A 24,762-nucleotide genomic window follows, 5' to 3' on the forward strand; every position below is an offset into this window, starting at 1 on the left:
GCCGGCCTAAGGTCGGCGCACCAAACTGCCGGTAACTTGTCATGATCGTTCTCGCCCTCGACACCGCCGGCATCGATTGTTCCGTCGCTTTGTATGATGCGACAGCTGACAAAATTCTCTCCATCCAGACCGAGATGATCGGCAAGGGCCACGCTGAAAAGCTGATGGCGCAGGTCGAGGCCGCGTTGACTGAGGCAGGCATCACGCTCCAGCAGGTCAACCGCGTTGCCGTCACCATCGGCCCCGGCTCGTTCACCGGCATCCGCGTCGGTGTCGCTGCCGCCCGTGGTTTTGCGCTGTCGCTCGGCATCGAGGCGGTCGGCATCACCACGCTGGAAGCCATGGCCGCCCACCAGCTGGCCGGCGCTGCCGGTCACCCGGTTATCGCCGCCATGGATGCCAAGCGCGGCGAAATTTACGCTCAAGCCTTTGCAGCCGATGGTGCTTCTCTCGAAGAAGCGCAGGCGCTGCCGCCGGAAGCCGTCACGGCTCTTGCCACGCATCACAGTGCAACCATTTTTGGTACAGGTGCTGTCGCCATCACTGCTGCGGCAGCCGGTGAAATCAGCGAACCCGGCATCAAAACCGTGCCGGATCGCTTCGATATCGCCACTGTCGCGAAGCTGGGCGCTGCAAAACCCTTCGGCAGTGCAAAACCGAAACCGCTTTACCTTCGCGGCCCGGATGCTAAACCTCAGATCGGATTCGCACTGGCCCGCTCCTGAGACGCGCATGATCGACGATTACCTGAGTTTGAAGCCCACTTTCGAAATCGTCGCCATGAAGGCCGAAGACTGCCAGGCGGTGTCCGAGCTGCATGGTTTTCGTTTCGCCCGTCGCTGGAACGATGGCGAAATCCACAGCCTTCTGAGCCAGGAAAACACCTTTGGCTTTGTCGCCTACCAGACCAATGCGTTTTTCCGCAGGCCGCTGGGCGGTTTCGTTCTCGCCCGTGAAGTGGCGGGTGAAGCCGAGATCCTGACCATCGCCGTTTCGGAAAAAGTCGGCCGAACCGGCCTTGGCTGGCGGCTGATGCAATCGGCCATCCGCGAAGCGGCGGAGCGCGGTGGCGAGACGATGTTTCTCGAGGTGGAAGACAGTAATGTCGCCGCAATCGGCCTCTATCGCAGGCTCGGTTTTACCACGGTCGCGACACGCCCCGCCTACTACGAAACAGCCGATGGCAAGAAGGCGGCGGCGCTTGTCATGCGTCGCGATCTTGGCTAGACCGAACCTTTACAACTCGCATGATTCAGGGCCGAACGACGTGACAGATCTTACCAAATCGCTGGAGGAACTGTGTGCCGAGCGGGGCATGCGGATGACCGACCAGCGTCGCGTCATTGCCCGGACGCTGCAGGAATCGGACGATCATCCCGATGTCGAGGAGCTCTATCGCCGCTCTTCCAAGGTCGATCCGCGCATCTCCATTTCCACCGTTTACCGAACCGTCAAACTGTTCGAGGACGAGGGCATTATCGAGCGCCACGATTTTCGCGATGGCCGCTCGCGGTATGAAACCGTGCCGGAAGAACACCACGACCACATGATCGATGTGCAGTCGGGCACGGTCATCGAGTTCCATTCGGCAGAGATCGAGGCTTTGCAGGAACGGATCGCCCGCGAGCACGGCTTTCGCCTTGTTGGCCACAGGCTGGAGCTATACGGCATCCCGCTCGACAAGGATGATCCTTGATCACCTGGATACGGATCACCGTCATCATCACCGGCCTTGTGCTGACGACGCTGGTCCTCTTGCCCTTCCAGCTGGTCGGGCTTGCCTTCGATCTTAAAATCCGCCGTTACGTCCCACGCATCTGGCACCGCATCGCCTGTTACCTGCTTGGCATCCGCATTCGTGTGCATGGCACGGTCGAGCGTCGCCGGCCGGTCATGCTGGCCGCCAACCACGCTTCGTGGAAGGATATTCTCGTTCTTGGCGCGGTGGCAGATGTCGCCTATATCGCCAAGATTGAGGTGGCCGAATGGCCAGTTTTCGGCATTCTCGCCAAATTGCAGAAGACGATTTTCGTGGTGCGCGAACAGAAACGCCGCACCGGTGAACAGGTCAACGAGATCGCTGCCCGGATGACCGGTGGCGAAATCGTCGTACTCTTCCCGGAAGGCACGACGTCGGACGGAAACCGTCTGCTCGATGTCAAATCCTCGCTGTTCGGCGCCGCCACCGCTGCCGTGCCGCACACGCCGGAAAAGGTCGTCTACGTCCAGCCGGTCACCATCGCCTATACCGGCATCTACGGCATGCCGATGGGCCGTTACCATCGCCCGATCGCCGCCTGGCCGGGCGATATCCAGCTTCTGCCGCATCTGATGGGCATTTTCCGTGCCGAAGCGATCGATGTCGATGTCGATTTCGGCGAGGCCATTGCGTTTCGCGAAGGCGATAACCGCAAACATCTGAGTGCAGCCGTGATCGCTTCCATGAAGCAAATGCTGCAGGATCGGCTTTACGGCGTACGGAAGAAGACGCCGGATGCGGAAATGGCCGAGACCGGTCTCGAGCCCGTCAAGGCGGACACGCCGCAACCTCCGACCGACACGCCGTAACACGGCCCTTCAAATCCGGCCTTTCTTGCGGTAAAGAGCGGCCATGAACCAGATCACCGTCATTTCCCCGGACACGGCCGAAAAGGCTGACGTCGCCAGCAACACCCGCAAGGTCTTCATCAAGACCTACGGCTGTCAGATGAACGTTTACGACAGCAATCGCATGAGCGATGCGCTGGCGAGCGAAGGGTATGTTCCGACCGAGGAAATGGGTGAAGCGGATCTGATCCTGCTCAACACCTGTCACATCCGCGAAAAGGCGGCCGACAAGGTCTATTCCGCACTCGGCCGTCTGCGCGACATGAAGCGCACGCGCGCCGAACATGGTCGCGAACTGATGATCGGTGTTACCGGCTGTGTGGCTCAGGCCGAGGGCGAGGAAATTCTGCGTCGTGCACCGGCGGTCGACGTGGTTGTCGGTCCGCAGACCTATCACCGCCTGCCGCAGGCTCTGGCGCGTGCCCGTCAGGGCGAACGGGTGGTCGAAACGGATTATGCGGTCGAAGACAAGTTCGACCACCTGCCGAAGGTCGACAAGGCAAGAGCGCGCGCGCGTGGCGTTACCTCGTTCCTGACGGTTCAGGAAGGCTGCGACAAGTTCTGCACCTTCTGCGTCGTGCCATACACACGTGGTTCGGAAGTCTCTCGTTCTGTCTCGCAGATCGTCGACGAGGCCCTGCGTCTGGTCGATAGCGGCGTGCGCGAAATCACCCTGCTTGGCCAGAACGTCAATGCCTGGCGTGGCGAAAGCCCGAAGGGCGGCGAATGGGGTCTTGGCGAACTGCTGTATCGTCTGGCGGAAATTCCCGGCCTTGCCCGCCTGCGTTACACGACCAGCCATCCGCGCGATATGGACGACTGTCTTATCGAGGCGCATCGCGACCTGCGGGTCCTGATGCCCTATCTGCATCTGCCGGTTCAGGCCGGTTCCGACCGCATTCTCAAAGCCATGAACCGCCGTCATACGGGTGCCGAATACCTGCGTCTGATCGAGCGCATCCGCAGCGCCCGTCCCGATATCGCCATGTCGGGCGATTTCATCGTCGGTTTTCCGGGTGAGACGGATCAGGATTTCGAGGACACGCTGAAGATCGTCGAGGACGTGAAATACGCTTCGGCCTATTCGTTCAAATATTCCACCCGCCCGGGAACACCCGGCGCAGAACTTGGTTCTCAGGTGGATGAAGCGGTGAAGACCGAACGGCTGGAACGGCTTCAGGCTCTGCTACTGCGTCAGCAGAAGGAATTTGCCGAAGCTTGCGTCGGAAAAACCATCGATTTGCTGCTGGAAAAGCCGGGTCGCATGCCGGGACAGTTGATAGGTCGCTCGCCATGGCTTCAATCCGTGAATGTTGATGCAAAAGAATCGCAAATCGGTGACATTATTCAGGTGCGAATCATCGCAACGGGGCCGAACAGCTTGTTTGCCGAGCGGGCAGGGAGTTAAATAGGTCACCAACAGAAACGGGAGCCTGCCTATTGATCGAACGTGAATTGGTTTCTTCATCAGCGCGCCAGCCACGCCCAGCCGCGACCGACGCAAATCACTTCATTCTGACGTTCGAGAACAACAGGCTCGCCAGCGAACTGTTTGGGCAGTTCGACCAGAACCTAAAACTTCTGGAACAGCGTCTCAACGTCGATGCGCGGGCGCGCGGCAATTCCGTGACCATCTCGGGCGAAGTAACGGCTACCAATCAGGCGCGCCGTGCTCTGGATTTCCTCTATGAGCGCCTGCAAAAGGGCGGTTCCGTGGAAATCTCCGATGTCGAGGGCGCCATCCGCATGGCGCAGGCCGCGGACGACCAGCTGCAACTGCCGACGCTGGAAAAGAAGGCCCGGCTGTCGATGAGCCAGATTTCAACCAAGAAGAAAACCATTCAGGCCCGCACACCGACCCAGGACGCTTATATGCGCGCACTGGAGCGCACCGAGCTGGTTTTTGGTGTCGGCCCGGCCGGTACCGGTAAGACCTATCTCGCCTGCGCTCACGCCGCCCAGCTTCTGGAGCGCGGCGCTGTCGACAAGATCATCCTCACCCGTCCGGCCGTCGAAGCCGGTGAGCGCCTTGGCTTTCTGCCCGGTGACATGAAGGAAAAGGTCGATCCGTATCTGCGTCCGCTTTACGACGCGCTTTACGACATGATCCCGGCCGATAAGGTCGACCGCGCCATCACGGCCGGCGTCATCGAAATCGCGCCGCTCGCCTTCATGCGTGGACGCACATTGTCCAATGCCGCGATCATCCTCGACGAGGCACAGAACACCACATCGATGCAGATGAAGATGTTCCTGACGCGTCTGGGTGAAAACGGCCGGATGATCATCACTGGCGACCCGAGCCAGGTCGACTTGCCGCGTGGCGTCAAGTCTGGTCTGGTCGAAGCCCTGCATATCCTCAAGGGTGTCGAAGGCCTCTCCGTCATCCGCTTTCAGGATACGGACGTCGTGCGTCACCCGCTGGTTGGCCGCATCGTGCGTGCCTATGACGCGCAATATGCCGTCCATGAGGAAAGCGAGGATCTCGACCGCAGATAAGCGGTCGGGAATTTTTTGATGCCTGAACTCGATATACAGATCAGCGTGGAAGAAGGCGGTTGGCCGGACGAGGAAACCCTGTTCGCGCTCAGCGAAAAGGTGCTCAATGCCGCCGCCACCTTCCTTGCGGAGACAGAAAAACAGCCTTTTCCGCCGCTGCCGGTGGAAATTTCGCTCGTCTTCACGGACGATGAATCCATCCGGCAGATCAATGCCGAATGGCGGCAAAAGGATAAGCCGACCAATGTCTTGTCCTTCCCGGCCTACCCGCTGGAACCGGGCGGAAAACCCGGCCCCATGCTGGGTGATATCGTGATTGCACACGAAACAGTGGCACGCGAGGCGGTTGATCTCGACAAGAATTTCGACGATCATCTGACGCATCTGATGGTGCATGGTTTCCTGCATCTCTTCGGTTACGACCACCTCGAAACGGAGGAGGCGGAAGAGATGGAAGGATTGGAGACTCGCATTTTGGCCACGCTTGGCTTATCTGACCCCTATGCGGGGCAGGACCCGATAGTATAGTCTGGAACAATGAACGATCATTCGAGCAATGCTGCCGCCCGTGACGGCAATGCGGAATCGTCCTCCTCAGAAGAGGGCGGAAGTCCGTTACGTCACGAAAATAACAACCGGACCCAGTCGTCTTTCTGGTCGCGCGCCGTCCGGCTGCTGCGGCCCTCGCAGGGCGAAAGACTGCGTGAGGATCTGGCCGACGCGCTGATGACCGATGCGGCCGTCAGCAATGCGTTCTCGCCAGAAGAGCGGGCAATGCTCCACAATATCCTCCGCTTCCGCGAAGTCCGTGTTGAAGACGTGATGATCCCCCGCGCCGATATCGAAGCCGTCGACATGACGATGACGCTCGGCGACCTTCTGATCCATTTCGAGGAAACCGGCCGTTCGCGCATGCCGGTCTATGCCGACACGCTGGATGATCCGCGCGGCATGGTGCATATCCGCGATCTTCTGTCCTATCTGGCCAAGCAGGCTCGCAACAAACGCCGCGGCGCCACTGCGCGCACGGTTCAGGTGGATATCGCCGCCGAAGGGGCAGTGGCTGAAAAGCCGGCCCGCACCGCCAAGGCCGCCTTCGATCTCGGCCGCGTCGATCTCACCAAGACTGTCGCCGAAGCCGGTCTGGTCCGTAAAATCCTGTTCGTGCCGCCGTCCATGCTCGCATCCGAGCTTTTGAGCAGCATGCAGGCCGCCCGCACCCAGATGGCGCTCGTCATCGACGAATACGGCGGCACTGACGGTCTCGTCAGCCACGAAGACATCGTCGAGATGGTGATCGGTGATGTCGAGGACGAGCACGACGACGACGAAGTGATGTTCTCGCAGGTCAGCGAAGACGTCTTTGTTGCCGATGCCCGTGTCGAGCTGGAGGATATCGCCAAGGCGGTTGGCGCGGATTTCGACGTGCGTGTGCAGCTCGAAGACGTCGACACGCTTGGCGGCCTGATCTTCTCCGCGCTTGGCCGTATCCCGGTGCGGGGCGAAGTCGTGCAGGCGGTTCCCGGTTTCGAATTCCAGATTCTGGAGGCCGATCCGCGCCGCATCAAGCGCGTCCGCATTCTGCGCAAGCGCGCCGCCGTCCGTCGCCGTATCAAGACCGATCTTGAATATAGCCCGGAAGCGGAAGCCGGCTCCGGCGTGGACGTGACGTCGATCAACGGCATGGCCCCGCCACAGGCTGCCCGTAGCGAGCAGCCGCGCACCTGAATAAATCCGGCGTGACAATCTCAAACGGCATGCGAGAGCGTGCCGTTTTGCCGTTTGCGCTCTCGCCAAAACTGCACGGACAAGCTGCACGACAAAAGGCGGTTTTTTTGGAACACTGCCGCGGGGTTTGATTCGGGCGAAATGAGGGTGTGAATGGAGCGGCTTGCAGGCAAGGTCATGCTTCTATGGGGCTGGCAGCGGGCGCTTCTGGCGATCGCTGCCGGTGCGATCGGTGCTCTGGCGCTGCCACCGGTCGGCTTCTTTGCCGCGCTCTTTGTCTCCTTCACGCTTCTGGTCTGGCTGATGGATGGTTCCACTGCCGGTTCCGAAGGTGGTTTCCTCAGGCGGTTCCGCGCCACCTTCATTCTCGGCTGGCTGTTCGGCTTCGGTTATTTCGTGGCTGGCCTGTGGTGGCTGGGCAATGCGCTTCTGGTCGATTCCGACGAGTTTGCCTGGGCCTTGCCGCTCGCCATTTTTGGCCTGCCCGCCTTCCTTGCCCTCTATTATGGTCTTGCGACTGCGATCGCCGGTATTTTATGGTCGGACGGTTTCGGCCGGCTTGCAGCGCTGGCGCTTGGCTTCGGCCTGGGCGAATGGCTGCGCAGCTTCGTGATGACCGGTTTTCCATGGAACACGATTGCCTATGGCATCATGCCCATTCCGATGATGATGCAGTCTGCCGGCGTTGTCGGCATTTTCGGGCTTTCCATACTTGCCGTCTTCATCTTTGCCGCACCGGCTCTCATCGGTACGCGCAAGGGTATGGTGACAGGGCTCTCGATCGCTTCCGCGCTTTTTGCCGCCCATCTTGGTTATGGAGCTTGGCGTCTGCACGGTGCTGATGCGCTCATGGCCGCTCGTCCCCCGCAGGAGATTTCCGTGCGTCTCGTGCAGCCTGTCATCGATCAGGCGCGCAAGATGGACAACAGCGACCGTATCGCCATTTTCGAGGAGCATCTGGCACTGAGCGCCATGCCGCCCTCCGAGGGTGCCACCAGACCGAATGTGATCGTCTGGCCGGAAACGTCATTGCCGTTCATCCTCACCCAGAACCAGGACGCATTGGTGCGCATTTCAGACGTCCTTCAGGATGGTCAGGTTCTGATTGTCGGCGCCGTTCGAGCCGAGGATGCCGGCCCCGGACGTCCGCCGCGCTACTACAATTCCATCTACGCGATCGATAGCCAGGGCCAGATTATCGGCGCCAGCGACAAGGTGCATCTTACACCCTTTGGCGAGTACCTGCCCTATGAAGACTTTTTTAACTCTATCGGCATCGGCAATGTCGTCGATATGCCGGGCGGTTACACGGCCGGTAGCCGGCGCAGTCTCATTACGCTTCCTTCCGGAACCAGCTTCTATCCGCTGATCTGCTACGAGGCGATTTTTCCGGATGAAATCACCTCGGATATAGAAAAGGCGAGCGTTATCCTCAACATAACCAATGACGCCTGGTTCGGTATCAGCCCAGGTCCATACCAGCATTTTCAGCAGGCGCGAATACGTGCAATCGAGACGGGTCTTCCTTTGATTCGCGATGCCAACAACGGCATATCGGCGGTGGTAGACCCCTTCGGACGTATATCCACAGGTTTAGAACTTGATCACAAAGGCGTGATCGATTCTACCGTGGGTGGCGGGGCTGTCTCTCATTGGAACAATTCTAGTCGGGAAGGGCACCTATGGTTGATTGTGGCCGCAATGTTTCTGATTGCACTGATTTCCCGTCTGGGTTTTAAATCTCGCGTCAATTGACCAAAAACCCCCAAAATTGCATAGTGCTGTCAGCCTATCGTGTTGCCATATGCTTTCTCGTTTATGTTGCGTGCAGCTAAATTAGCAATGAGTGTATTTACACACGGGATACGGGTCATGGGGATTTGATAGCAACTTAACTAGGACTGTGAGATGATTGAGAATAAGAAGAAGCCGAATCCGATTGACATTCACGTCGGTAGTCGCATTCGTCTTCGTCGTACCATGCTGGGTATGAGCCAGGAAAAGCTGGGCGAAAGCCTCGGCATTACTTTCCAGCAGATCCAGAAATACGAGAAGGGCACCAACCGCGTTGGCGCCAGTCGTCTTCAGAATATTTCGAGCATACTGAACGTACCGGTTTCTTTCTTCTTCGAAGATGCTCCCGGCGATCAGGCAAATGGCCAGTCCGGCATGGCCGAAGCCTCCAGCTCGAACTACGTTGTCGACTTCCTGTCTTCTTCGGAAGGCCTGCAACTCAACCGCGCGTTCGTGAAGATTTCCGACCCGAAGGTTCGCCGCCGTCTGGTTGATCTGGTCAAGGCACTCGCTGCAGAAGCAGATACCGAATAACGCTTTCCTCCCAAGACTGCTTATTCGAAAGCGGCCTCACGGCCGCTTTTTTTTATGTTTTTTCGCCGCCTTGGGCGCGATCTGGTGTCGCATGCATGCCGTATCAAAGCGAAATCACCGCATAAAGATATATTTATGTCGTTGTGTTATTGTTTTCCGGAGGCGAAGACATTACACATTCGCCGAGTTGTTCTTGAGGGGAATCCCAACATGCGTGCCAACTACCTCTTCACCAGCGAATCCGTTGCTGAGGGTCATCCCGACAAGGTTTGCGATCGTATCTCCGATGAGATCGTCGATCTGGTCTACCGCGAAGCCGTGAAGACCGGGGTCAATCCCTGGACGGTGCGCATCGCCTGCGAAACACTGGCCACCACCAATCGTGTCGTGATTGCCGGTGAAGTTCGTCTGCCGCCGAGCCTGATGAAGAAGGACAAGAACGGCAACGACGTCATCAATCCGGCGAAGTTCAAGTCGGCCGCCCGCAAGGCAATCCGCGATATCGGTTACGAGCAGGACGGTTTCCACTGGAAAACGGCCAAGATCGACGTGCTGCTGCATTCGCAGTCTGCGGACATCGCGCAGGGTGTCGATAGCGCCGCCGATCAGCAGGGTGATGAAGGTGCCGGCGACCAGGGCATCATGTTCGGTTATGCCTGCAAGGAAACGCCGGACCTCATGCCAGCGCCGATCTACTATTCGCACAAGATCCTTCAGCTGCTCGCAACGGCCCGTAAAAAAGGCGAGGGCGATGCCGGCAAGCTTGGTCCTGATGCCAAGAGCCAGGTGACCGTGCGTTACGAAAACGGCAAGCCTGCTGGTGTTGCCTCGATCGTTCTGTCCACTCAGCATCTCGATGAGAGCTGGGATTCGAAAAAGGTTCGCCAAGTTGTCGAGCCCTATATCCGCGAAGCCATCGGCGACCTGCCGATCGACGCCGATTGCAAGTGGTACATCAACCCGACCGGCAAGTTCGTCATCGGCGGTCCAGATGGTGACGCAGGCCTGACCGGCCGCAAAATCATCGTCGACACCTATGGTGGTGCTGCTCCGCATGGCGGCGGTGCGTTCTCCGGCAAGGACACGACCAAGGTCGACCGCTCTGCCGCCTATGCCGCCCGTTACCTTGCCAAGAACGTCGTGGCTGCCGGTCTTGCAGAACGTTGCACGATCCAGCTTTCCTACGCGATCGGTATCGCTCAGCCGCTTTCGGTCTATGTCGATTTGCACGAGACCGGCAACGACGTCACCGAAGATCAGATCGAAGCGGCTATCCGCAAGACCATGGACCTTTCGCCGGGCGGCATCCGTCGTCACCTGGATCTCAACAAGCCGATCTATGCCAAGACTGCGTCCTACGGTCACTTCGGCCGCAAGAACGGCCGCGACGGTTCGTTCTCCTGGGAGAAGACCGATCTGGTAAAGCCGCTCAAGGATGCCATCAAGGCAGCTTGATCGGTCTTTACGGACCAGTGAATAAAACTGTAAAGCGGATGTCTCCTAACCGAGACGTCCGCTTTTTGATTTCGAAAGACCGACCATGACCGAACCATCGCATCCGACACGCGCCACCGAAGCCTTTTTCGGTAGACGCAAGGGAAAACCCCTGCGCGAACGCCAGGCGGAAACGATGGATACGGTTCTGCCGGCTCTCGCCGTAGATCTGAACACCGAAGCGCCGAAGGATCTGGGCGAACTGTTTCCCTTCACGCCGGAGCGTATCCGGCTGGAAATCGGTTTCGGCGGTGGCGAGCATCTGGTGCACCGGGCGCAGGAAGAGCCGACCACCGGCTTCATCGGCGTCGAACCCTTCGTCAATTCCATGGCAAAGCTTCTGGGCCGCGCCGGCGAGCTGGATCTGAACAATATCCGCGTTTACGCCGATGACGCCACGCAATTGCTGGACTGGATGCCGGAGGCCTGCGTCGATCGGATCGATCTTCTCTATCCCGATCCGTGGCCGAAGAAGAAACACTGGAAACGCCGCTTCGTGTCGCAGGTAAACCTGACGCGTTTTCACCGCGTGCTGAAGCCGGGCGGGCTGTTCTGCTTCGCCTCCGACATCGATACCTATGTGAACTGGACGCTGACCCATTGCCACGACCATGGTGGCTTTGCCTGGACGGCTGAAGAGCCTGCGGACTGGCTGACACCCTTCGCCGGCTGGCCGGGCACGCGCTACGAGGCCAAGGCCAAGCGCGAAGGCCGTTCCTCGGCCTATCTGACGTTCCGCCGCGTCTGACGCGCTGAACGCAGTTCTGTGGAGACGATAAAGGCGCGGTTGCCCAAGGCACCGCGCCGTTTTTTTCTCAGTGAAGGCTGACGGTGCGCAACTCGTCTTCCGCTGCCTTGAAAAAGGTGCTGGAACGGTTGTCGGTCAAGAGAATCGGCGTGCCGTCGGCGCCGAACAGGGCCCAGAGGTCAAGGGTCGGATCGATGTCTGGAGCTTCCGGAAAGCAGCGCGAAACTTCTTCTGAGCGCATCCTGCGGATATAGCCGACTTCACCGGCGCCGAGATCCACAAGTTCATTCTGCGTCAGGCGCGCAGTGGCTTCTTTAAGCAGCATTCCAGCCTCCGTCTTGAGGGCATTCCGGCATCGTCGCCGTTGACCTACTCTGAGACGGAAATATTAATTTTTCGCACCATACGCTCCGGTTCCGGGCGAATGAGATCCACCGACAGAAGCCCGTTGCGCAATCCGGCGCCGCCCACCTGCATGCCGTCAGCCAGCACGAACACACGCTGGAACTGCCGCGCAGCAATGCCGCGATAGAGGTAATCGCGTTCCGGCATGTCGATCTGGCGGCCGCGGATCACAAGCTGGTTTTCCTCGACAGTGACGTCGAGTTCCTCTTCTGAAAACCCCGCAACCGCGATGGTGATGCGCAAGCGCTCATCACATCCTGTGGTGCTCGCGGCAATGCGCTCGATATTGTAGGGCGGATAGCCGTCATTCGCCTTTGCCAGGCGCTCAAGGGTCTTTTCCATCGCGTCAAAACCCAGAAACAGCGGGCTTGCGAAGGTCGTGCTTCGGCTCATGTCGTGTCAGTCCTTGAATTCAAGCGACCATGTCCGCACCCGAAAGTGGCATGCGGCTCCGACATTCATATGGGAAATCTGCAGCCTTGCTGCAAGCACCGAAAGCGCCCGCAGCAAGGGGAAAGCGCATCAAAGATGCGCGGCAACCTCTTGCGCCGTCGGTATCGACGGTTGTGCGCCGGCCTTCAGGCAGGCAAGCGAGCCGGCAATGGCGGCGCGGCGCAGCGCGTCGGGGAAATCAAGCCCCTGCTCAAGCCCGGACACGAGATAACCGCAGAACGTGTCGCCGGCACCGACCGTATCCACGGGCACAATATCAAGCCCCTTGGCCTTGTGCACCATGCCGTTGCGGACAGCGATCACGCCATCACCACCAAGCGTGACGACCAGCGCCTGGCCGCGTATGGAGTGCCATTCCAGCATCGCCGCTTCACGTTCGTCAGCGCGTGTGATGGTCCTGCCGATCAGCAGTGAAAATTCCGTCTCGTTGGCAACGACTATATCGGCAAGCGTTGCCAGCTCTGCAGCCTCCGGTGTCAGCGGCGCAGTGTTGAGAATGCTGACGATATGCTGGGCGCGGGCAGACAGAAGGGCGCGTTCGACGCTCGCCGCCGGAATTTCCAGCTGCAGCATGAGCAGGCTGCCGGCCCGCATCGTGCCGACGGCAATGTGAGCCTGATCGTCATCGATCGTGCCATTGGCACCCGGCACGACGACGATCATGTTCTCGCCATCGCCGCCCACCAGGATCTGCGCAGTGCCTGTCGGCTCGCTGCTGCGGGCCACTGCCGAAAGATCGACGCCGGCTTCATCCAGCAATTCCAGCGCGGGCCCGGCAAACTCGTCCTCGCCCACAGAGCCTGCCATGTGTACGCTGCTGCCTGCCCTTCTGGCCGCCAGCGCCTGATTGGCGCCCTTGCCGCCGGCAGCCGTCGAGAAGCCGGTGCCGGCAACGGTTTCGCCGGGCTCCGGCAGGCGGGGCGTGGTGGCGATGAGGTCCATGTTGATGGAGCCGAGGACAGTGATCATGAAAAGCCTGTGCGTGCGTTCGAAGCAGATATTTTGCGGGCGACACTGCCCGACTGTATCAGTCCTCGTCAACCACCCGCAGTTTCAGCAGGCCGGTGCGGCTTTCGACGCCGTGCGAAACTGTGGGGGGATGGGCCTCGATGCCTGGGCTGTGAGGCGCGGGAGCCTCAAGCTCCAGCGCGCCGATTTTCGCGCCGCGACGGTTCAGCTTGTCTGATGAGGTCAGGATCTGTTCGACATCCTTCTGCGCTGCCATGAAATGGCTCTGCAGTTTGCGCGTGCGGTCGTCCAGCCTGCCGAGATCGTCCATCAAAAGCGCCACTTCGCCCTGGATCAGATGCGCCTGCTCGCGCATGCGCTGATCCTTCAGCACAGCCTGTATCACCTGAATGGAAAGCATCAGCAGGGAAGGGGAGACGATGACGATGCGGGCGCGCTGTGCCTTCTGCACCACGCCTTCGAAATGCTCGTGGATCTCTGCAAAGATCGATTCCGATGGCACGAACAGGAAAGCGGTCTCCTGCGTCTCGCCATGGATCAGGTATTTTTCGGAAATATCCTTGATGTGGACTTCCAGGTCGCGGCGAAACTGCTGGCCGGCATTGCGGCGAATATCCGCATCCGTGGCTTCGCGAAAAATATTCCAGGCTTCCAGTGGGAATTTTGCGTCGATCACCAGCGGCGGCGCGCCGTTTGGCATGGCAATCGTGCAATCCGGCCGCGTGCCGTTGGACAGCATGGTCTGAAAACCGTAGGCGCCGAGCGGTAGCGCGTCGGCAACGATCGTTTCCATCCGCCCCTGACCGAAGGCGCCGCGTGTCTGCTTGTTAGAGAGAATAGCCTGCAGGCCAACCACGTCCTTCGCCAGCGTCTGGATATTGTTCTGCGCTGCATCGATGACCGCAAGCCGCTCCTGCAGCGCCCGCAGACTGTCATGGGTGGATTTGGTCTGTTCGGTGATGGTGGTACCGAGCCTGTGGCTCATGCCGTCCAGTCGCTGGCTGACGGCGCGGTTGAGTTCCGACTGGCGCGTGCTCAGCGCTTCGCCCATCGCCGCCATGCGCCCCTGCATTTCCGCCTGCGCCCGCAGCAGTTCGGCAAGCCGCGCATCCGCCTCCGTGGCGCGGCGCGCCGCCTCTTCCTGCGCATCGGCAGCAGCGCGTCTGCCGGACAATGCCATCAGCAACGCGAAGATCAGCAGCAGGGCAACGACGCCGGCAAGGGCCGCAAGCATTGGGTTGCCGGTCAGCACGGCCAGAAGGGTTTGTTGGGTTTCCATGGCGCAAGCCTAGCAGATTTCCTGTTGTGCGAAAGATCAAAACAGGAACAAAATGCGATGATGCGCGCGATGGCAATGAAGATTGTTCGTTGGCCGATAGTCGCATGAACCGGCTTTGCAATTTTTGTTTTCCCGCCGAAAAAGATGAGATATGGGGAGGGCATGACGATCAAGCCGCTTATTATTCTGCCCGATCCAGTGCTGCGCACGGTTTCCGCCCCCATCGAACGTGTCGACGACGAGGTATTGAAGCTCGCCGACGACATGCTGGAAACGATGTATGACGCGCCCGGCATCGGCCTTGCCGCCATCCAGATCGGCGTAGCGCGCCGCCTGCTGGTGATCGATGTCGCCAAGGAAGGCGATCCCGCACAGCCGATGGTGTTTATCAACCCGGAGATCGTTAAGTCCTCCGACGAGCGCTCGGTTTACGAAGAAGGCTGCCTGTCGATCCCGGAATATTATGCCGAGGTCGAACGCCCGGCGACGGTGACGGTGAAACACATCGGTCGTGACGGCAAGGAACATATGCTGGAGGCCGACGGCCTGCTGGCCACCTGCTTCCAGCACGAGCTCGACCACCTCAACGGCATCCTCTTCATCGACCATATTTCGCGCCTGAAACGCGAGATGGTGATCAAGCGGTTCACCAAGGCTGCCAAGGCGAAGGTGGTCTGACGGCTGCGTTGAAAAAACGTCGCGCCGCACCTATGATATTGCCGATATCACAGGAGGTGGCCATGGGTGATCTGCTGGTGCGCGATGTTTCCGAGGAATTGAAAGAAAGCCTTGTGGCCCGAGCCGACAGGGCAGGCCACAGCGTGTCCGATGAAGTGAAGGCCATCCTGCGGCAGGAAGTGGGAGAGGTTCCGCAGGCGCCTGACCTTGATGGGATGTCGGCGCTCGAAGCTTTGCGTTCCATCATGAAGGCGGATAACGCAGAAGAAGAAGCCATATATATCGAGATCATGGAGGAGATCGAGGCGGAGCGCAAACGCGACTTCGGTCGTCCGTTCGAGGATTTCGAGTGATCGTTCTCGATACGAACATCATTTCCGAACTCACCCATGCCAACCTTCACCGGTCGGTCGCGCGTTGGTACGGCGCCAATCTGCATTCGGATATCTATCTCTGTGATATCGTGGTGATGGAGCAGGCTTATGGTGCTGAAAGGTTCTTGCGACGCACCGGTTCCTCTCGGCATGAAACCAAGCTCTCCGAGACGCTGAAAAGGTTCGGCGGAAAAATTCTGCCACTCACACACGAGAGTGCAATACTGGCCGGCCAACTCCGCGCCCGCCGCGAAAACATTGGTCGTCCTCTCGGCGTGCAGGACGCCATGATTGCCGCCACCTGTCTTTCCCATGGCGCGACGCTTGCCACCCGCAATCGAAAAGATCTCGAGGGGCTTGATCTTCTTCTGGTAAACCCGTTTGAAGACCACTGAACAAAAACGGGCAGAACAGCATGTCGCTTCGCATCATCTTCATGGGGACTCCGGATTTTTCCGTGCCGACGCTTCGGGCGTTGAAGGACGCGGGCCATGAGATCGTCGCGGTCTACAGCCAGCCACCGCGGCCGGCAGGACGGCGTGGACTGGATTTGACCAAATCGCCGGTGCATCAGGCCGCCGAACTGCTCGGCATTCCGGTTCTGACGCCGCTGAATTTCAAGGCCGAGGAAGACCGCGAGACGTTTCGCGCGTTCGAGGCTGATGTCGCCGTTGTGGTGGCTTACGGCTTGCTGCTGCCGGTCGCCATTCTCGAAGGTACAAAGCTCGGCTGCTATAACGGCCACGCCTCACTTCTGCCGCGCTGGCGCGGTGCCGCCCCGATCCAGCGTGCCATCATGGCCGGCGACCAGAAAACCGGCATGATTGTCATGAAGATGGAAAAGGGCCTCGATACCGGCCCGATGGCGCTGACGAAAGAAGTCGAGATCGGCGCGGCGATGACGGCCGGTGAGCTGCACGACAAGCTGATGCTGGTCGGCGCCCGCGCCATGGTCGAGGCCATGGAAAAGCTGGAGGCAGACGACCTGCCGCTGACGACCCAGCCGGAAGAGGGCGTGCTTTATGCCGCCAAGATCGACAAGGGCGAGACGCGCATCGATTTTGCCAGACCGGCGCGTGATGTGCATAACCACATCCGCGGCCTGTCGCCGTTTCCGGGCGCGTGGTTCGAACTGGAGATCAACGGCAAGCCGGAACGCATCAAGGTTCTGGGGTCCGAATGTGGTGAAGCTCAGGGCAAGGCCGGGGAAGTTCTGGCCGATACTGCGTTGCTCGTGGGCTGCGGCGAGGGTGCCGTGCGGCTGACACGCCTGCAGAAGGCCGGCGGCAAGCCGCTCGATGCCGCCGATTTCCTGCGTGGCACGCCGATCGTCGCCGGCACCATTTTGCCCGTGCCCTCCGAGGTCGCCTGATGCCGCGCTTTCGCATGGTCGTCGAATATGACGGCACCGCCTATGTCGGTTGGCAGCGTCAGGATAACGGGCACTCCGTTCAGTCGGCCATCGAGAAAGCCATTCTCAAGCTGACCGGGGAGACGGTATCGATACGTGGCGCCGGCCGCACCGATTCCGGCGTGCATGCGCGTGGTCAGGTCATTCATGCGGATCTGTCGCGGCAATGGCTGCCCCACAAGCTGCGCAATGCCGTCAACGCCCATCTGATGATGGCGAATGAAGGCGTTTCGATCGTCGAGGTCATGGCGGTCGATGACACGTTCGATGCACGATTTTCGGCTCTGAAGCGGCATTATCTCTATCGCATTCTCAATCGCCCGGCGCCGCTGGCGCTGGAGAAGAACCGGGCATGGTGGGTGGCAAAAGAACTCGACCACGAGGCCATGCATGCCGCCGCGCAGACTCTGGTCGGCCATCATGACTTTACCACCTTCCGCTCCACGCATTGCCAGGCCAAAAGCCCGGTGCGCACGCTCGATCGGCTGGATGTGACGCGCGTCGGCGATCTGATCGAGATCCGCGCCAGCGCCCAGAGCTTTCTGCACAACCAGATCCGCTCCTTTGCCGGTACGCTGAAGATTGCGGGTGAAGGCAAGGTGACACCGGATGATGTGCGCAAGGCACTGGAAGCCCGTGACCGCAAGGAATGCGGACCGGTGGCGCCGCCGGAAGGGCTTTATTTCATGAAGGTGGACTATCCCGGCGATCTCTGACGCCGGGAGGAATGTCTATCAGGGCGAGACGCCCAGAAACGTCTGCAGCGCATCAGACAGCAGCAGCGACGGAATGATCAGCGTCATCGCCGTGGTGGCGACGATCAGCGGCTGAGGCCCCAAGATCATTCGCAGGATGCGCGACAGCGAAAACACCAGGCCCAGCAGCAGCGCCAGCCATAAAAGCGCAACAAAACCTTCGCTTCCCGGCAGCAGGAACGCGATGACGATCAGCAGCGCATAGCCGTAGGAAAACGGCACCGACAGCCAGTTCGAAATCACCACGATGGCCGGAAAACGCCCGCGCAAGCCAAGCACCATGCAGAGCACGGCGACCAGCACCAGCGGCACGATCCAGTTCATGCCGTCGATCAGCCCCAGTTTGGCGAAGAATGCCAGGCCCAGTCTTGTGCCCGGCGGACTGTCTTCCAGCACCGCAAGGCGCGCCCAGTTCCAGGAGATCAGCATCGGCGGCAGGCACCAGGCGATCGCCCAGAACGAGCGGTTCATGCCGCGGTCGGTCAAGTCAAGTCGGCGAAACCCTTGTGCGTCGCCCTTGATCAGCAGCCACAGGCCGGAGATGTAAAGTTGAATTTCAGCGAATGACGGCATCGGCAAACCACCGGGTGATGAAGTCGCCATATATGCGGGTCAGTGTTTCGAGATCGGCCACAGCCACACGCTCGTCCACCATATGCATGGTCTGGCCGACAAGGCCGAATTCCACCACCGGGCAATAATCCTTGATGAAACGGGCATCGGACGTGCCGCCGGTCGTAGACAGCTTCGGTTCTTTGCCGGTGATCTCCTTGACCGAGGCGGCGACCGATCCGATCAGCGCATCGTTGCGGGTGAGAAAGACATGGCTGGGGCGTTCAGCCCAGGTGATCTCGTAGCGGGTCGCATCACGGCCGGGGCGCAGCGGGTTTGTCGCCGCCGCAGCATCCAGACGGCGCAGGATTTCCACCTTCACCGTATCGGCCGTCCATGTGTCGTTGAAGCGGATGTTGAAGGCGAATGTCGCTTTGGCCGGCACCACGTTGGTTGCCGGATTGCCGACATCGATCGTCGTCACTTCGAGATTGGAAGCAGGGAATTCCGGTGTGCCGGCATCGAATGGCGGGTCCATCAGGGACGATGCCAATGCCAATGCGCCACGCACCGCATTATCTGCCAGATGCGGGTAGGCGGCATGGCCCTGCACCCCGTAGGCGACGACCTTGCCAGAAACGGAACCGCGACGGCCAATCTTGATCATGTCGCCGAGCACGTCCGGGTTGGTCGGCTCGCCGACAAGGCATGCATCCCAGCGCTCGCCTTTTTCGGCTGCCCATTTCAGCAGCTTGTCCGTGCCATTGACGGCCGGGCCTTCCTCGTCGCCGGTGATCAGGAAAGAGATCGAGCCTTCTGGCGCACCATGCTGTTCGATATGGCGGGCTACGGCGGCGATAAAGCAGGCAATCCCGCCCTTCATGTCCACCGCGCCGCGACCAAACAACTCGCCATCGGCGATCTCGGCGGCAAAGGGCGGATGGCTCCACGAAGCCTCGTCACCGGGCGGCACGACATCGGTGTGTCCGGCAAACATCAGGTGCGGGCCCTCAGTGCCGATACGGGCATAGAGGTTTTCGATGTCCGGCATGCCCTGTTCGCTTGCCACCATGCGCTCGACGGTAAAACCGAGCGGCTTGAGCATGGTTTCCAGTGCGGTCAATGCGCCGCCTTCCGCCGGGGTGACGGAAGGGCAACGGATAAGCGCCTGCAGGTTTGCGACCGGATCAACAACGGACATCGGATAGACCTTGGGATGATTGGGATCAGTCACGCAGCAGTTCGTTGATGCCGGTCTTGGAGCGCGTCTTTTCATCGACGGTCTTGACGATCACGGCGCAATAGAGGTGCGGCGCGGCAAGACCATTCGGCATGGTGGCATTGCCCGACGGCATCGAGCCGGCAACGACGACCGAATAAGGCGGTACTTCGCCGAAGGTGACTTCGCCGGTGGCGCGGTTGACGATTTTTGTCGACTTGCCGATGTAGACACCCATACCGAGAACCGAACCTTCGCGGATGATGCAGCCTTCGACGACTTCCGAGCGTGCGCCGATGAAGCAATTGTCCTCGATGATGGTCGGGCCGGCCTGCATAGGCTCCAGAACGCCGCCAATGCCGACGCCGCCGGACAGGTGCACATTCTTGCCGATCTGCGCGCAGGAGCCGACGGTGGCCCAGGTGTCGACCATCGTGCCTTCATCGACATATGCGCCGAGGTTCACGAAAGACGGCATCAGCACGACGTTCTTGGCGACATAGGCCGAGCGGCGCACGACGGCGTTCGGCACGGCGCGGAAACCGGCCGAGCGGAATTCGCTTTCGCCCCAGCCTTCGAACTTGGACGGGACCTTGTCCCACCAAGTCGAGTTGCCCGGACCGTTCTTGACAACTTCCATGTCGTTGAGACGGAAGGAGAGGAGAACGGCCTTCTTGAGCCACTGGTTGACGGTCCAGTTGCCGTCTTCGCCACGAACCGCGACGCGGGCCTGGCCGCTGTCGAGCAGGTTCAGCGAGGTCTCGACCGCATCGCGCACTTCACCTTTGGTCGAAACGTTGACGCTGTCGCGGTTGTCGAAGGCGGTCTCGATTGTCTTTTCGAGGGCGGCGAAGTCGAAGCTGCTCATGGGGAATCCTTAAACGTCACGCGATATCGTGAAGATGGAGATGGCCTTGCCGTCTGGCAAAAACATGGGCTTTGGTCTAAGCGACCACCGATCAGGCGTCAATGCGATTTGGTACTGAGGGAATGGAATGACAAAGACTGAAAACGAAGCCGCCCGGCGTGCGGACGGTTCATGGGATCCTCTGAAGGACAGCGGCACCGACAAGCGCAAGGCGCAGGCCGTTCCCAAAACTCCGCAGACGATGTCGCCCTCCTATCGCCTTGCCTATGCCGACGAGGACTTTTTGTGCAGCGAGGAACTGCGCCCGGTTCGCCTGCAACTGGAGCTTCTGAAGGTCGAACTGTCGCTCAAGGAAATGGGCATCAACTCGACCGTGGTACTATTCGGTGGCGCGCGTATTCCTGCTCCGGGTGTCGAACCATGGGCGGCGCGCAACGAGGTCCAGCGCAAGAACCTCACGGCTGCCTCCGTCTATTACGAGGAAGCCCGCAAGTTTGCCGGCCTCTGCGCCGAACAGTCGCGGCTTGACGATTTCAAGGAATATGTCGTGGTCACGGGCGGTGGTCCGGGCGTGATGGAGGCTGGCAACCGTGGTGCATCCGAAGTCGGCGCGCCGACCATCGGCCTCAATATCGTGTTGCCGCACGAACAGGCCCCGAACCGGTTTGTGACGCCCGAGCTCAGCTTCAACTTCCACTATTTCGCCATCCGCAAGATGCATTTCCTGACGCGGGCAAAGGCGGTCGTGGTGTTTCCCGGCGGTTTCGGCACGCTGGACGAGATGTTCGAGGCGCTGACGCTGATCCAGACCAAACGGATGGAGCCGATCCCCTTCATCCTGTTTTCCGAATCCTTCTGGCGCGGCATCATCGATTTCGATGCACTCGCCGATTTCGGCACGATCGCGCCGGAAGATCTTGCACTGATCAACTTTGTTGAGACGGCTGATGAGGCGTGGAAGGTCGTTTCGGACTTTTACGAGCTGTAAACCGGATCGATTGCGGCGCTCGAAAAATGCAACTAGGATAAACCGAGAGGTTTATCCCATGAGCCAGGACGTCATCGATCTGAATTTCATCGCCAAACTTCTGCAGCGCACGAATGAAGAGGTTCGTGCGTTACGCAAGGATGTTGCGGACATCCGCACGCTGACACTTCAGACCTATGATTTTTCCCGCCGGCTGGAGCGGAGAGAAGTTGAGCTCAAGGACGATCTGGAGGTCATGGTCAAGATGGAACTGACTGGTGCATTGGCGCATCTTCAATCGAAGCTCGAAGGCACGCTCGGTCGCATCGAGGACAAGCTGGATGGGGTGGTCGACAGGGTCGCCGATCTGGAAAGCCGGCCAAGCTGATCAGGGCGCAATCTCGAAAATATAGAACCCGCCCCTCGGGGGAAAGGGGCGGGTTCTGCAACGCTCTGCCGGAAATTAGAGGGGGCGGTTCGGCAGGTCGTCGATGCTGATGGCACCATCCTTGTTGGTGTCCATGAAGGCGAAGAATTTTTCCGTTGCAGCCGTTGCTTCTGCCTTGCTCACCTGACCGTTTTCGTCGGTGTCGGCGAAGCGGATGAAGCCCATTCCACCGCCGCCCTTGCCGTGGCGGCCGGGGCCGTTTGCGTGGTGGCGCTTGCCGTCCTTGCCTTCGGCGCGTTCTTCCGGCTTCTTGTCGCCGTCCTTCTTGGCTTCCTCACGCTCAGGGCGCGGGTTTTCCTTGCGGAAGGCTTCCATGGCGGCCTTGCGATAGGCGCGGAATTCGCCCGGCGTCAGTGAGCCGTCCTTGTCTGCGTCGATTTCGGCAAACTTCTTTTCCTCGAAGGCGGTCAGTTCGGCCTTCGTCACCTTGCCGTCCTTGTCGGTATCGGCGTTCTTCAGGAGGTAGATGAAAGCGCGGTCCTTCATCATCGGGCCGCCCATCTCGTGGCGCGGACCATGGCCCTTCGGGCCGCGATCGCCGGGAGCCGCAAAGCTTGCGGGGGCGGTGGCGCCGAACACGAAGGCGGCTCCAAGGGCAGCAAGTGCGATCTTCTTGGCGTTCATGATGTTTCCTTCCCTATTGCTTCTTACAGCCTCAAGGTAAGGGGCGGTGCCGCGCGGCACCACTTAAACATCTGTAAGGTGGATGAACTTTCGGTAAGGTAGGCGCAAACCCACCGGCCCTGTTACGCCCGAAGTGCCTGCAGGAAGCCGGTAAGGTCCTGCGTCAGGTAATCGATATGCACATCCTCGTCGCTGATCTTTTCCCAGCGTTCGATAACGATGTCTGCCGTCACTTCCGGTGCCAGAAGAACGGTGCGCATGCCCATCGCCTTCGGGGCGATCAGGTTGCGGGGCAGGTCCTCGAACATGGCCGCGTTCTTCGTGTCGACACGGTGCAGGATAGCGAACTTGTCATAGGTAGCGCTGGCCGGTTTGGGCAGGTAGTCGGCCGCGACGATGTCAAAAATGTCGTCGAACTGGTCGAGAATGCCCATAGCGCCGGCGGCCGCCTCCGCATGCGGCACGGTGCCGTTGGTCAGGATGAATTTTCGGCCAGGCAGCGCCTTGATTGCCTCGCCGAGATCCGGCTGCGGCTGCAGCAGCGAATAATCGATCGCATGCGCGCGTTCCAGAAAGGCGGCGGGATCGATTGCGTGATTGAGCATCAGGCCTTTCAGCGTCGTGCCATGCTCGTGGTAATATTTCTTCTGAAGCAGTTTTGCTTCCGCCGGCTCCATCTGCAGCAGTTCCGCCACGAAGGCGGTCATGTTGGTATCGATCTGCGCGAACAGATTGATGTGATGCGGATAGAGCGTATTGTCGAGATCGAACACCCATTCGGTGACATGGGCGAAATCGGCGGGGTCGGGCAAAGTCTTCAGGTGAGGCATGCCGGGGTTATGCACTGCCGCTGAAATAAAGGCCAGTGCGAAAAGGCGGGAGGGAGAGAGGAATGGAAGGGATCGGCCTGTCTGCGAAATGGTTCGAAACACCGATCGGCCCGATTCTCGCCGTCACCAGCGAGACGCATCTTGTTGCCGTCGAGTTTCATGACGAGAAGACAAGGGACAACGCGGTGTCGCAGCTTGAGCGCAAGCTGAAGACCAATGTCATTCCGGGCGGCAGCGATGCGCTCGAACAGTTTTCCGATGAGTTCGCAGCTTATCTGGCGGGCAAACAATTCGAGTTTCGCGTCCCGCTTCATTACGAGGGCACGGAGTTCGAACGTCGTGTCTGGCGGGCTCTGCTGGATGTACCGCTCGGGGAAACCTGTTCCTACGGCGATCTGGCGCGTGCGATCGGCGAACCGACGGCGTTTCGGGCGGTGGCTCAGGCCAACAATGCCAACCGCATCCCGATCGTCATTCCCTGCCACCGCTGCATCGGTTCGGATGGTTCGCTGACCGGGTTCGGCGGTGGTCTGTGGCGCAAGAAATGGCTCCTGCGCCACGAAGGCGATATGCGGCCGGTGGGCTTGTTCGCCCTCTCCTGACCGTGTCCGGGCTGATCAGGGAACGATCAGCGTGCCCGCACCGTGTTCGGTGAAGATCTCGAGCAGCACGGAATGGGCGGTCTTGCCGTTGAGGATGACGACACCCTGAACGCCTGACCGGATCGCATCGATGCAGGTCTCGACCTTGGGGATCATGCCGCCGGAAATCGTGCCGTCCTTGATCAAGGCCTGCGCCTGCGCAACGGTCAGTTCCTTGATCAGGTTCTTGTCGCGGTCCAGCACGCCCGGCACGTCGGTGAGGAAGAGCAGGCGGGTGGCATGCAGCGCACCGGCAATGGCGCCGGCAAACGTATCGGCGTTGATATTGTAGGTGGCGCCGTCACGGCCCGGAGCAACCGGCGCGATGACCGGGATCATTTCCGATTTTGCCAGAAGATCGAGCAGGGTGCGGTCGACTTCCACCACTTCGCCGACAAAACCGAGATCAAGCACGCGCTCGATATTGCTGTCGGGATCGATCACGGTCTTTTTGGCCTTTTCGGCAAACACCATGTTGCCGTCCTTGCCGCACAGGCCGATCGCCCATTCGCCGGTCTGGTTGATCAGCGCGACGATTTCCTTGTTGATCGAACCGGCGAGAACCATTTCGACGATCTCGACCGTCTTCTGGTCCGTGACACGAAGTCCGCCTTCGAACTTCGATTCGATGCCCATCTTGGTCAGCATGGCGCCGATCTGCGGGCCACCGCCATGAACGACGATCGGGTTGACGCCCGACTGTTTCAGTAAGGCGATGTCGGCCGCAAAGGCCTTGCCCAGCGCGGTGTCGCCCATGGCATGACCGCCGTATTTCACGACGATCGTCTTGTTTTCATATCGCTGCATGTAGGGCAAAGCCTGTGCAAGCAACTGGGCCTGGAGTTCGCTTTCGGAAGCCGTCATGGAAATATCCCTACATCTCGA

The 24,762-nt window shown here is 59.8% G+C and carries 30 protein-coding genes; 20 read left to right on the forward strand and 10 right to left on the reverse strand.

The annotated features are described in order from the left end of the window. Positions 1-41: 41 nt before the first annotated feature. From tsaB to trmB, 12 genes are all read left to right on the forward strand, one after another. Positions 42-725, forward strand: a complete 684-nt coding sequence (gene tsaB / locus EDF70_RS18360; protein WP_132276500.1) for a tRNA (adenosine(37)-N6)-threonylcarbamoyltransferase complex dimerization subunit type 1 TsaB — start codon at positions 42-44, stop codon at positions 723-725. A gap of 7 nt (positions 726-732) precedes the next feature. Then, complete coding sequence (locus tag EDF70_RS18365; RefSeq protein WP_132276502.1) at positions 733-1,227, forward strand: N-acetyltransferase; 495 nt, start codon at positions 733-735, stop codon at positions 1,225-1,227. A gap of 40 nt (positions 1,228-1,267) precedes the next feature. Beyond that, positions 1,268-1,696 carry a Fur family transcriptional regulator gene (locus EDF70_RS18370; RefSeq protein WP_112733765.1) on the forward strand — a complete coding sequence of 143 codons (429 nt, stop codon included), beginning with the start codon at positions 1,268-1,270 and terminating at the stop codon, positions 1,694-1,696. Beyond that, positions 1,693-2,568, forward strand: a complete 876-nt coding sequence (locus EDF70_RS18375; protein WP_132276504.1) for a lysophospholipid acyltransferase family protein — start codon at positions 1,693-1,695, stop codon at positions 2,566-2,568. The genes EDF70_RS18370 and EDF70_RS18375 overlap by 4 nt, the downstream gene beginning before the upstream one ends. 43 nt (positions 2,569-2,611) lie before the next feature. Beyond that, positions 2,612-4,015, forward strand: coding sequence for a tRNA (N6-isopentenyl adenosine(37)-C2)-methylthiotransferase MiaB (gene miaB, locus EDF70_RS18380; protein ID WP_132276506.1), 1,404 nt, complete (start codon positions 2,612-2,614; stop codon positions 4,013-4,015). 32 nt (positions 4,016-4,047) lie between these two features. Further along, the gene (locus EDF70_RS18385; protein ID WP_132276508.1) at positions 4,048-5,106 is read left to right on the forward strand and encodes a PhoH family protein; all 1,059 of its coding nucleotides are present in this window, start codon (positions 4,048-4,050) and stop codon (positions 5,104-5,106) included. An 18-nt stretch (positions 5,107-5,124) separates the two neighbouring features. Next, positions 5,125-5,634, forward strand: a complete 510-nt coding sequence (gene ybeY, locus EDF70_RS18390; protein ID WP_132276510.1) for an rRNA maturation RNase YbeY — start codon at positions 5,125-5,127, stop codon at positions 5,632-5,634. A gap of 9 nt (positions 5,635-5,643) precedes the next feature. After that, on the forward strand, positions 5,644-6,834 hold the full coding sequence (locus EDF70_RS18395) for a hemolysin family protein (RefSeq protein ID WP_132276512.1): 1,191 nt from the start codon (positions 5,644-5,646) through the stop codon (positions 6,832-6,834). Between the two features lie 153 nt (positions 6,835-6,987). Beyond that, positions 6,988-8,589 carry an apolipoprotein N-acyltransferase gene (gene lnt / locus EDF70_RS18400; protein WP_132276514.1) on the forward strand — a complete coding sequence of 534 codons (1,602 nt, stop codon included), beginning with the start codon at positions 6,988-6,990 and terminating at the stop codon, positions 8,587-8,589. Between the two features lie 153 nt (positions 8,590-8,742). After that, a complete protein-coding gene (locus EDF70_RS18405) occupies positions 8,743-9,162 on the forward strand; it encodes a helix-turn-helix domain-containing protein (RefSeq protein ID WP_132276516.1) in 420 nt (139 codons plus the stop codon). Between the two features lie 210 nt (positions 9,163-9,372). Beyond that, on the forward strand, positions 9,373-10,617 hold the full coding sequence (gene metK / locus EDF70_RS18410; protein ID WP_132276518.1) for a methionine adenosyltransferase: 1,245 nt from the start codon (positions 9,373-9,375) through the stop codon (positions 10,615-10,617). A gap of 85 nt (positions 10,618-10,702) precedes the next feature. Beyond that, positions 10,703-11,404 carry a tRNA (guanosine(46)-N7)-methyltransferase TrmB gene (gene trmB / locus EDF70_RS18415; protein ID WP_132276520.1) on the forward strand — a complete coding sequence of 234 codons (702 nt, stop codon included), beginning with the start codon at positions 10,703-10,705 and terminating at the stop codon, positions 11,402-11,404. Positions 11,405-11,471: 67 nt separating this feature from the next. Here the strand turns inward: trmB and EDF70_RS18420 are convergent, their stop codons facing one another. From EDF70_RS18420 to rmuC, 4 genes are all read right to left on the reverse strand, one after another. Continuing rightward, positions 11,472-11,729 (reverse strand): DUF1150 family protein, encoded by a 258-nt coding sequence (locus tag EDF70_RS18420; RefSeq protein WP_132276522.1) that lies wholly within the window; start codon positions 11,727-11,729, stop codon positions 11,472-11,474. Positions 11,730-11,773: 44 nt separating this feature from the next. After that, positions 11,774-12,202 (reverse strand): Hsp20 family protein, encoded by a 429-nt coding sequence (locus tag EDF70_RS18425; protein ID WP_132276524.1) that lies wholly within the window; start codon positions 12,200-12,202, stop codon positions 11,774-11,776. A gap of 129 nt (positions 12,203-12,331) precedes the next feature. After that, positions 12,332-13,231: a ribokinase gene (locus EDF70_RS18430; protein ID WP_132276526.1), complete on the reverse strand. Its 900-nt coding sequence runs from the start codon at positions 13,229-13,231 to the stop codon at positions 12,332-12,334. 58 nt (positions 13,232-13,289) lie between these two features. Beyond that, entirely contained in the window at positions 13,290-14,510 is a 1,221-nt protein-coding gene (gene rmuC / locus EDF70_RS18435; protein WP_132276528.1) for a DNA recombination protein RmuC, read from the reverse strand. Between the two features lie 162 nt (positions 14,511-14,672). Here rmuC and def point away from each other — a divergent pair, with 162 nt between their 5' ends. The 5 genes from def (at position 14,673) to truA (ending at position 17,689) form a co-directional block, all read left to right on the forward strand. Next, positions 14,673-15,188 carry a peptide deformylase gene (gene def, locus EDF70_RS18440; protein WP_245519230.1) on the forward strand — a complete coding sequence of 172 codons (516 nt, stop codon included), beginning with the start codon at positions 14,673-14,675 and terminating at the stop codon, positions 15,186-15,188. 62 nt (positions 15,189-15,250) lie between these two features. After that, positions 15,251-15,541, forward strand: coding sequence for a plasmid stabilization protein (locus tag EDF70_RS18445; RefSeq protein WP_132276532.1), 291 nt, complete (start codon positions 15,251-15,253; stop codon positions 15,539-15,541). After that, the gene (locus tag EDF70_RS18450; RefSeq protein WP_132276534.1) at positions 15,538-15,957 is read left to right on the forward strand and encodes a PIN domain-containing protein; all 420 of its coding nucleotides are present in this window, start codon (positions 15,538-15,540) and stop codon (positions 15,955-15,957) included. The genes EDF70_RS18445 and EDF70_RS18450 overlap by 4 nt, the downstream gene beginning before the upstream one ends. A gap of 20 nt (positions 15,958-15,977) precedes the next feature. Beyond that, positions 15,978-16,934, forward strand: a complete 957-nt coding sequence (fmt, locus tag EDF70_RS18455) for a methionyl-tRNA formyltransferase (protein ID WP_132276536.1) — start codon at positions 15,978-15,980, stop codon at positions 16,932-16,934. Beyond that, positions 16,934-17,689: a tRNA pseudouridine(38-40) synthase TruA gene (truA, locus tag EDF70_RS18460; protein WP_132276538.1), complete on the forward strand. Its 756-nt coding sequence runs from the start codon at positions 16,934-16,936 to the stop codon at positions 17,687-17,689. The genes fmt and truA overlap by 1 nt, the downstream gene beginning before the upstream one ends. 18 nt (positions 17,690-17,707) lie before the next feature. Here the strand turns inward: truA and EDF70_RS18465 are convergent, their stop codons facing one another. Genes EDF70_RS18465 through dapD form a run of 3 tightly spaced genes read right to left on the reverse strand, consistent with a single transcriptional unit; the run spans position 17,708 to position 20,367 of the window. After that, a complete protein-coding gene (locus EDF70_RS18465) occupies positions 17,708-18,301 on the reverse strand; it encodes a hypothetical protein (RefSeq protein ID WP_132276540.1) in 594 nt (197 codons plus the stop codon). Beyond that, positions 18,285-19,481, reverse strand: a complete 1,197-nt coding sequence (gene dapE / locus EDF70_RS18470) for a succinyl-diaminopimelate desuccinylase (RefSeq protein ID WP_132276847.1) — start codon at positions 19,479-19,481, stop codon at positions 18,285-18,287. The genes EDF70_RS18465 and dapE overlap by 17 nt, the downstream gene beginning before the upstream one ends. Before the next feature lie 25 nt (positions 19,482-19,506). Then, complete coding sequence (gene dapD / locus EDF70_RS18475) at positions 19,507-20,367, reverse strand: 2,3,4,5-tetrahydropyridine-2,6-dicarboxylate N-succinyltransferase (RefSeq protein WP_132276542.1); 861 nt, start codon at positions 20,365-20,367, stop codon at positions 19,507-19,509. Positions 20,368-20,494: 127 nt separating this feature from the next. Here dapD and EDF70_RS18480 point away from each other — a divergent pair, with 127 nt between their 5' ends. Both EDF70_RS18480 and EDF70_RS18485 read left to right on the forward strand, forming a co-directional pair. Then, complete coding sequence (locus tag EDF70_RS18480; protein ID WP_132276544.1) at positions 20,495-21,355, forward strand: LOG family protein; 861 nt, start codon at positions 20,495-20,497, stop codon at positions 21,353-21,355. 58 nt (positions 21,356-21,413) lie between these two features. Beyond that, complete coding sequence (locus tag EDF70_RS18485) at positions 21,414-21,722, forward strand: hypothetical protein (RefSeq protein ID WP_132276546.1); 309 nt, start codon at positions 21,414-21,416, stop codon at positions 21,720-21,722. Positions 21,723-21,797: 75 nt separating this feature from the next. Here EDF70_RS18485 and EDF70_RS18490 read toward each other — a convergent pair whose 3' ends face one another. Continuing rightward, positions 21,798-22,406 carry a hypothetical protein gene (locus EDF70_RS18490; protein WP_132276548.1) on the reverse strand — a complete coding sequence of 203 codons (609 nt, stop codon included), beginning with the start codon at positions 22,404-22,406 and terminating at the stop codon, positions 21,798-21,800. A gap of 122 nt (positions 22,407-22,528) precedes the next feature. Beyond that, positions 22,529-23,236: a pyrimidine 5'-nucleotidase gene (locus tag EDF70_RS18495; protein WP_132276550.1), complete on the reverse strand. Its 708-nt coding sequence runs from the start codon at positions 23,234-23,236 to the stop codon at positions 22,529-22,531. Between the two features lie 62 nt (positions 23,237-23,298). Between EDF70_RS18495 and EDF70_RS18500 the strand changes: the two genes are divergently transcribed. Beyond that, entirely contained in the window at positions 23,299-23,838 is a 540-nt protein-coding gene (locus EDF70_RS18500) for a methylated-DNA--[protein]-cysteine S-methyltransferase (protein ID WP_132276552.1), read from the forward strand. A 15-nt stretch (positions 23,839-23,853) separates the two neighbouring features. Here the strand turns inward: EDF70_RS18500 and argB are convergent, their stop codons facing one another. Continuing rightward, a complete protein-coding gene (gene argB, locus EDF70_RS18505; protein WP_132276554.1) occupies positions 23,854-24,741 on the reverse strand; it encodes an acetylglutamate kinase in 888 nt (295 codons plus the stop codon). Positions 24,742-24,762: the final 21 nt, after the last annotated feature.

Origin of the sequence: Neorhizobium sp. JUb45 (assembly GCF_004343585.1) — a bacterium.
GTDB lineage: Bacteria > Pseudomonadota > Alphaproteobacteria > Rhizobiales > Rhizobiaceae > Neorhizobium.

Excerpts from the sequence above, each read along its gene's own strand:
- tsaB (WP_132276500.1), top strand. The coding sequence starts at position 42 with ATGATCGTTCTCGCCCTCGACACCGCCGGCATCGATTGTTCCGTCGCT.
- EDF70_RS18365 (WP_132276502.1), top strand. The coding sequence starts at position 733 with ATGATCGACGATTACCTGAGTTTGAAGCCCACTTTCGAAATCGTCGCC.
- miaB (WP_132276506.1), top strand. The coding sequence starts at position 2,612 with ATGAACCAGATCACCGTCATTTCCCCGGACACGGCCGAAAAGGCTGAC.
- ybeY (WP_132276510.1), top strand. The coding sequence starts at position 5,125 with ATGCCTGAACTCGATATACAGATCAGCGTGGAAGAAGGCGGTTGGCCG.
- EDF70_RS18395 (WP_132276512.1), top strand. The coding sequence starts at position 5,644 with ATGAACGATCATTCGAGCAATGCTGCCGCCCGTGACGGCAATGCGGAA.
- lnt (WP_132276514.1), top strand. The coding sequence starts at position 6,988 with ATGGAGCGGCTTGCAGGCAAGGTCATGCTTCTATGGGGCTGGCAGCGG.
- EDF70_RS18405 (WP_132276516.1), top strand. The coding sequence starts at position 8,743 with ATGATTGAGAATAAGAAGAAGCCGAATCCGATTGACATTCACGTCGGT.
- metK (WP_132276518.1), top strand. The coding sequence starts at position 9,373 with ATGCGTGCCAACTACCTCTTCACCAGCGAATCCGTTGCTGAGGGTCAT.
- trmB (WP_132276520.1), top strand. The coding sequence starts at position 10,703 with ATGACCGAACCATCGCATCCGACACGCGCCACCGAAGCCTTTTTCGGT.
- EDF70_RS18420 (WP_132276522.1), bottom strand. The coding sequence starts at position 11,729 with ATGCTGCTTAAAGAAGCCACTGCGCGCCTGACGCAGAATGAACTTGTG.
- EDF70_RS18425 (WP_132276524.1), bottom strand. The coding sequence starts at position 12,202 with ATGAGCCGAAGCACGACCTTCGCAAGCCCGCTGTTTCTGGGTTTTGAC.
- EDF70_RS18430 (WP_132276526.1), bottom strand. The coding sequence starts at position 13,231 with ATGATCACTGTCCTCGGCTCCATCAACATGGACCTCATCGCCACCACG.
- rmuC (WP_132276528.1), bottom strand. The coding sequence starts at position 14,510 with ATGGAAACCCAACAAACCCTTCTGGCCGTGCTGACCGGCAACCCAATG.
- def (WP_245519230.1), top strand. The coding sequence starts at position 14,673 with ATGACGATCAAGCCGCTTATTATTCTGCCCGATCCAGTGCTGCGCACG.
- EDF70_RS18445 (WP_132276532.1), top strand. The coding sequence starts at position 15,251 with ATGGGTGATCTGCTGGTGCGCGATGTTTCCGAGGAATTGAAAGAAAGC.
- fmt (WP_132276536.1), top strand. The coding sequence starts at position 15,978 with ATGTCGCTTCGCATCATCTTCATGGGGACTCCGGATTTTTCCGTGCCG.
- truA (WP_132276538.1), top strand. The coding sequence starts at position 16,934 with ATGCCGCGCTTTCGCATGGTCGTCGAATATGACGGCACCGCCTATGTC.
- EDF70_RS18465 (WP_132276540.1), bottom strand. The coding sequence starts at position 18,301 with ATGCCGTCATTCGCTGAAATTCAACTTTACATCTCCGGCCTGTGGCTG.
- dapE (WP_132276847.1), bottom strand. The coding sequence starts at position 19,481 with ATGTCCGTTGTTGATCCGGTCGCAAACCTGCAGGCGCTTATCCGTTGC.
- dapD (WP_132276542.1), bottom strand. The coding sequence starts at position 20,367 with ATGAGCAGCTTCGACTTCGCCGCCCTCGAAAAGACAATCGAGACCGCC.
- EDF70_RS18480 (WP_132276544.1), top strand. The coding sequence starts at position 20,495 with ATGACAAAGACTGAAAACGAAGCCGCCCGGCGTGCGGACGGTTCATGG.
- EDF70_RS18485 (WP_132276546.1), top strand. The coding sequence starts at position 21,414 with ATGAGCCAGGACGTCATCGATCTGAATTTCATCGCCAAACTTCTGCAG.
- EDF70_RS18490 (WP_132276548.1), bottom strand. The coding sequence starts at position 22,406 with ATGAACGCCAAGAAGATCGCACTTGCTGCCCTTGGAGCCGCCTTCGTG.
- EDF70_RS18495 (WP_132276550.1), bottom strand. The coding sequence starts at position 23,236 with ATGCCTCACCTGAAGACTTTGCCCGACCCCGCCGATTTCGCCCATGTC.
- EDF70_RS18500 (WP_132276552.1), top strand. The coding sequence starts at position 23,299 with ATGGAAGGGATCGGCCTGTCTGCGAAATGGTTCGAAACACCGATCGGC.
- argB (WP_132276554.1), bottom strand. The coding sequence starts at position 24,741 with ATGACGGCTTCCGAAAGCGAACTCCAGGCCCAGTTGCTTGCACAGGCT.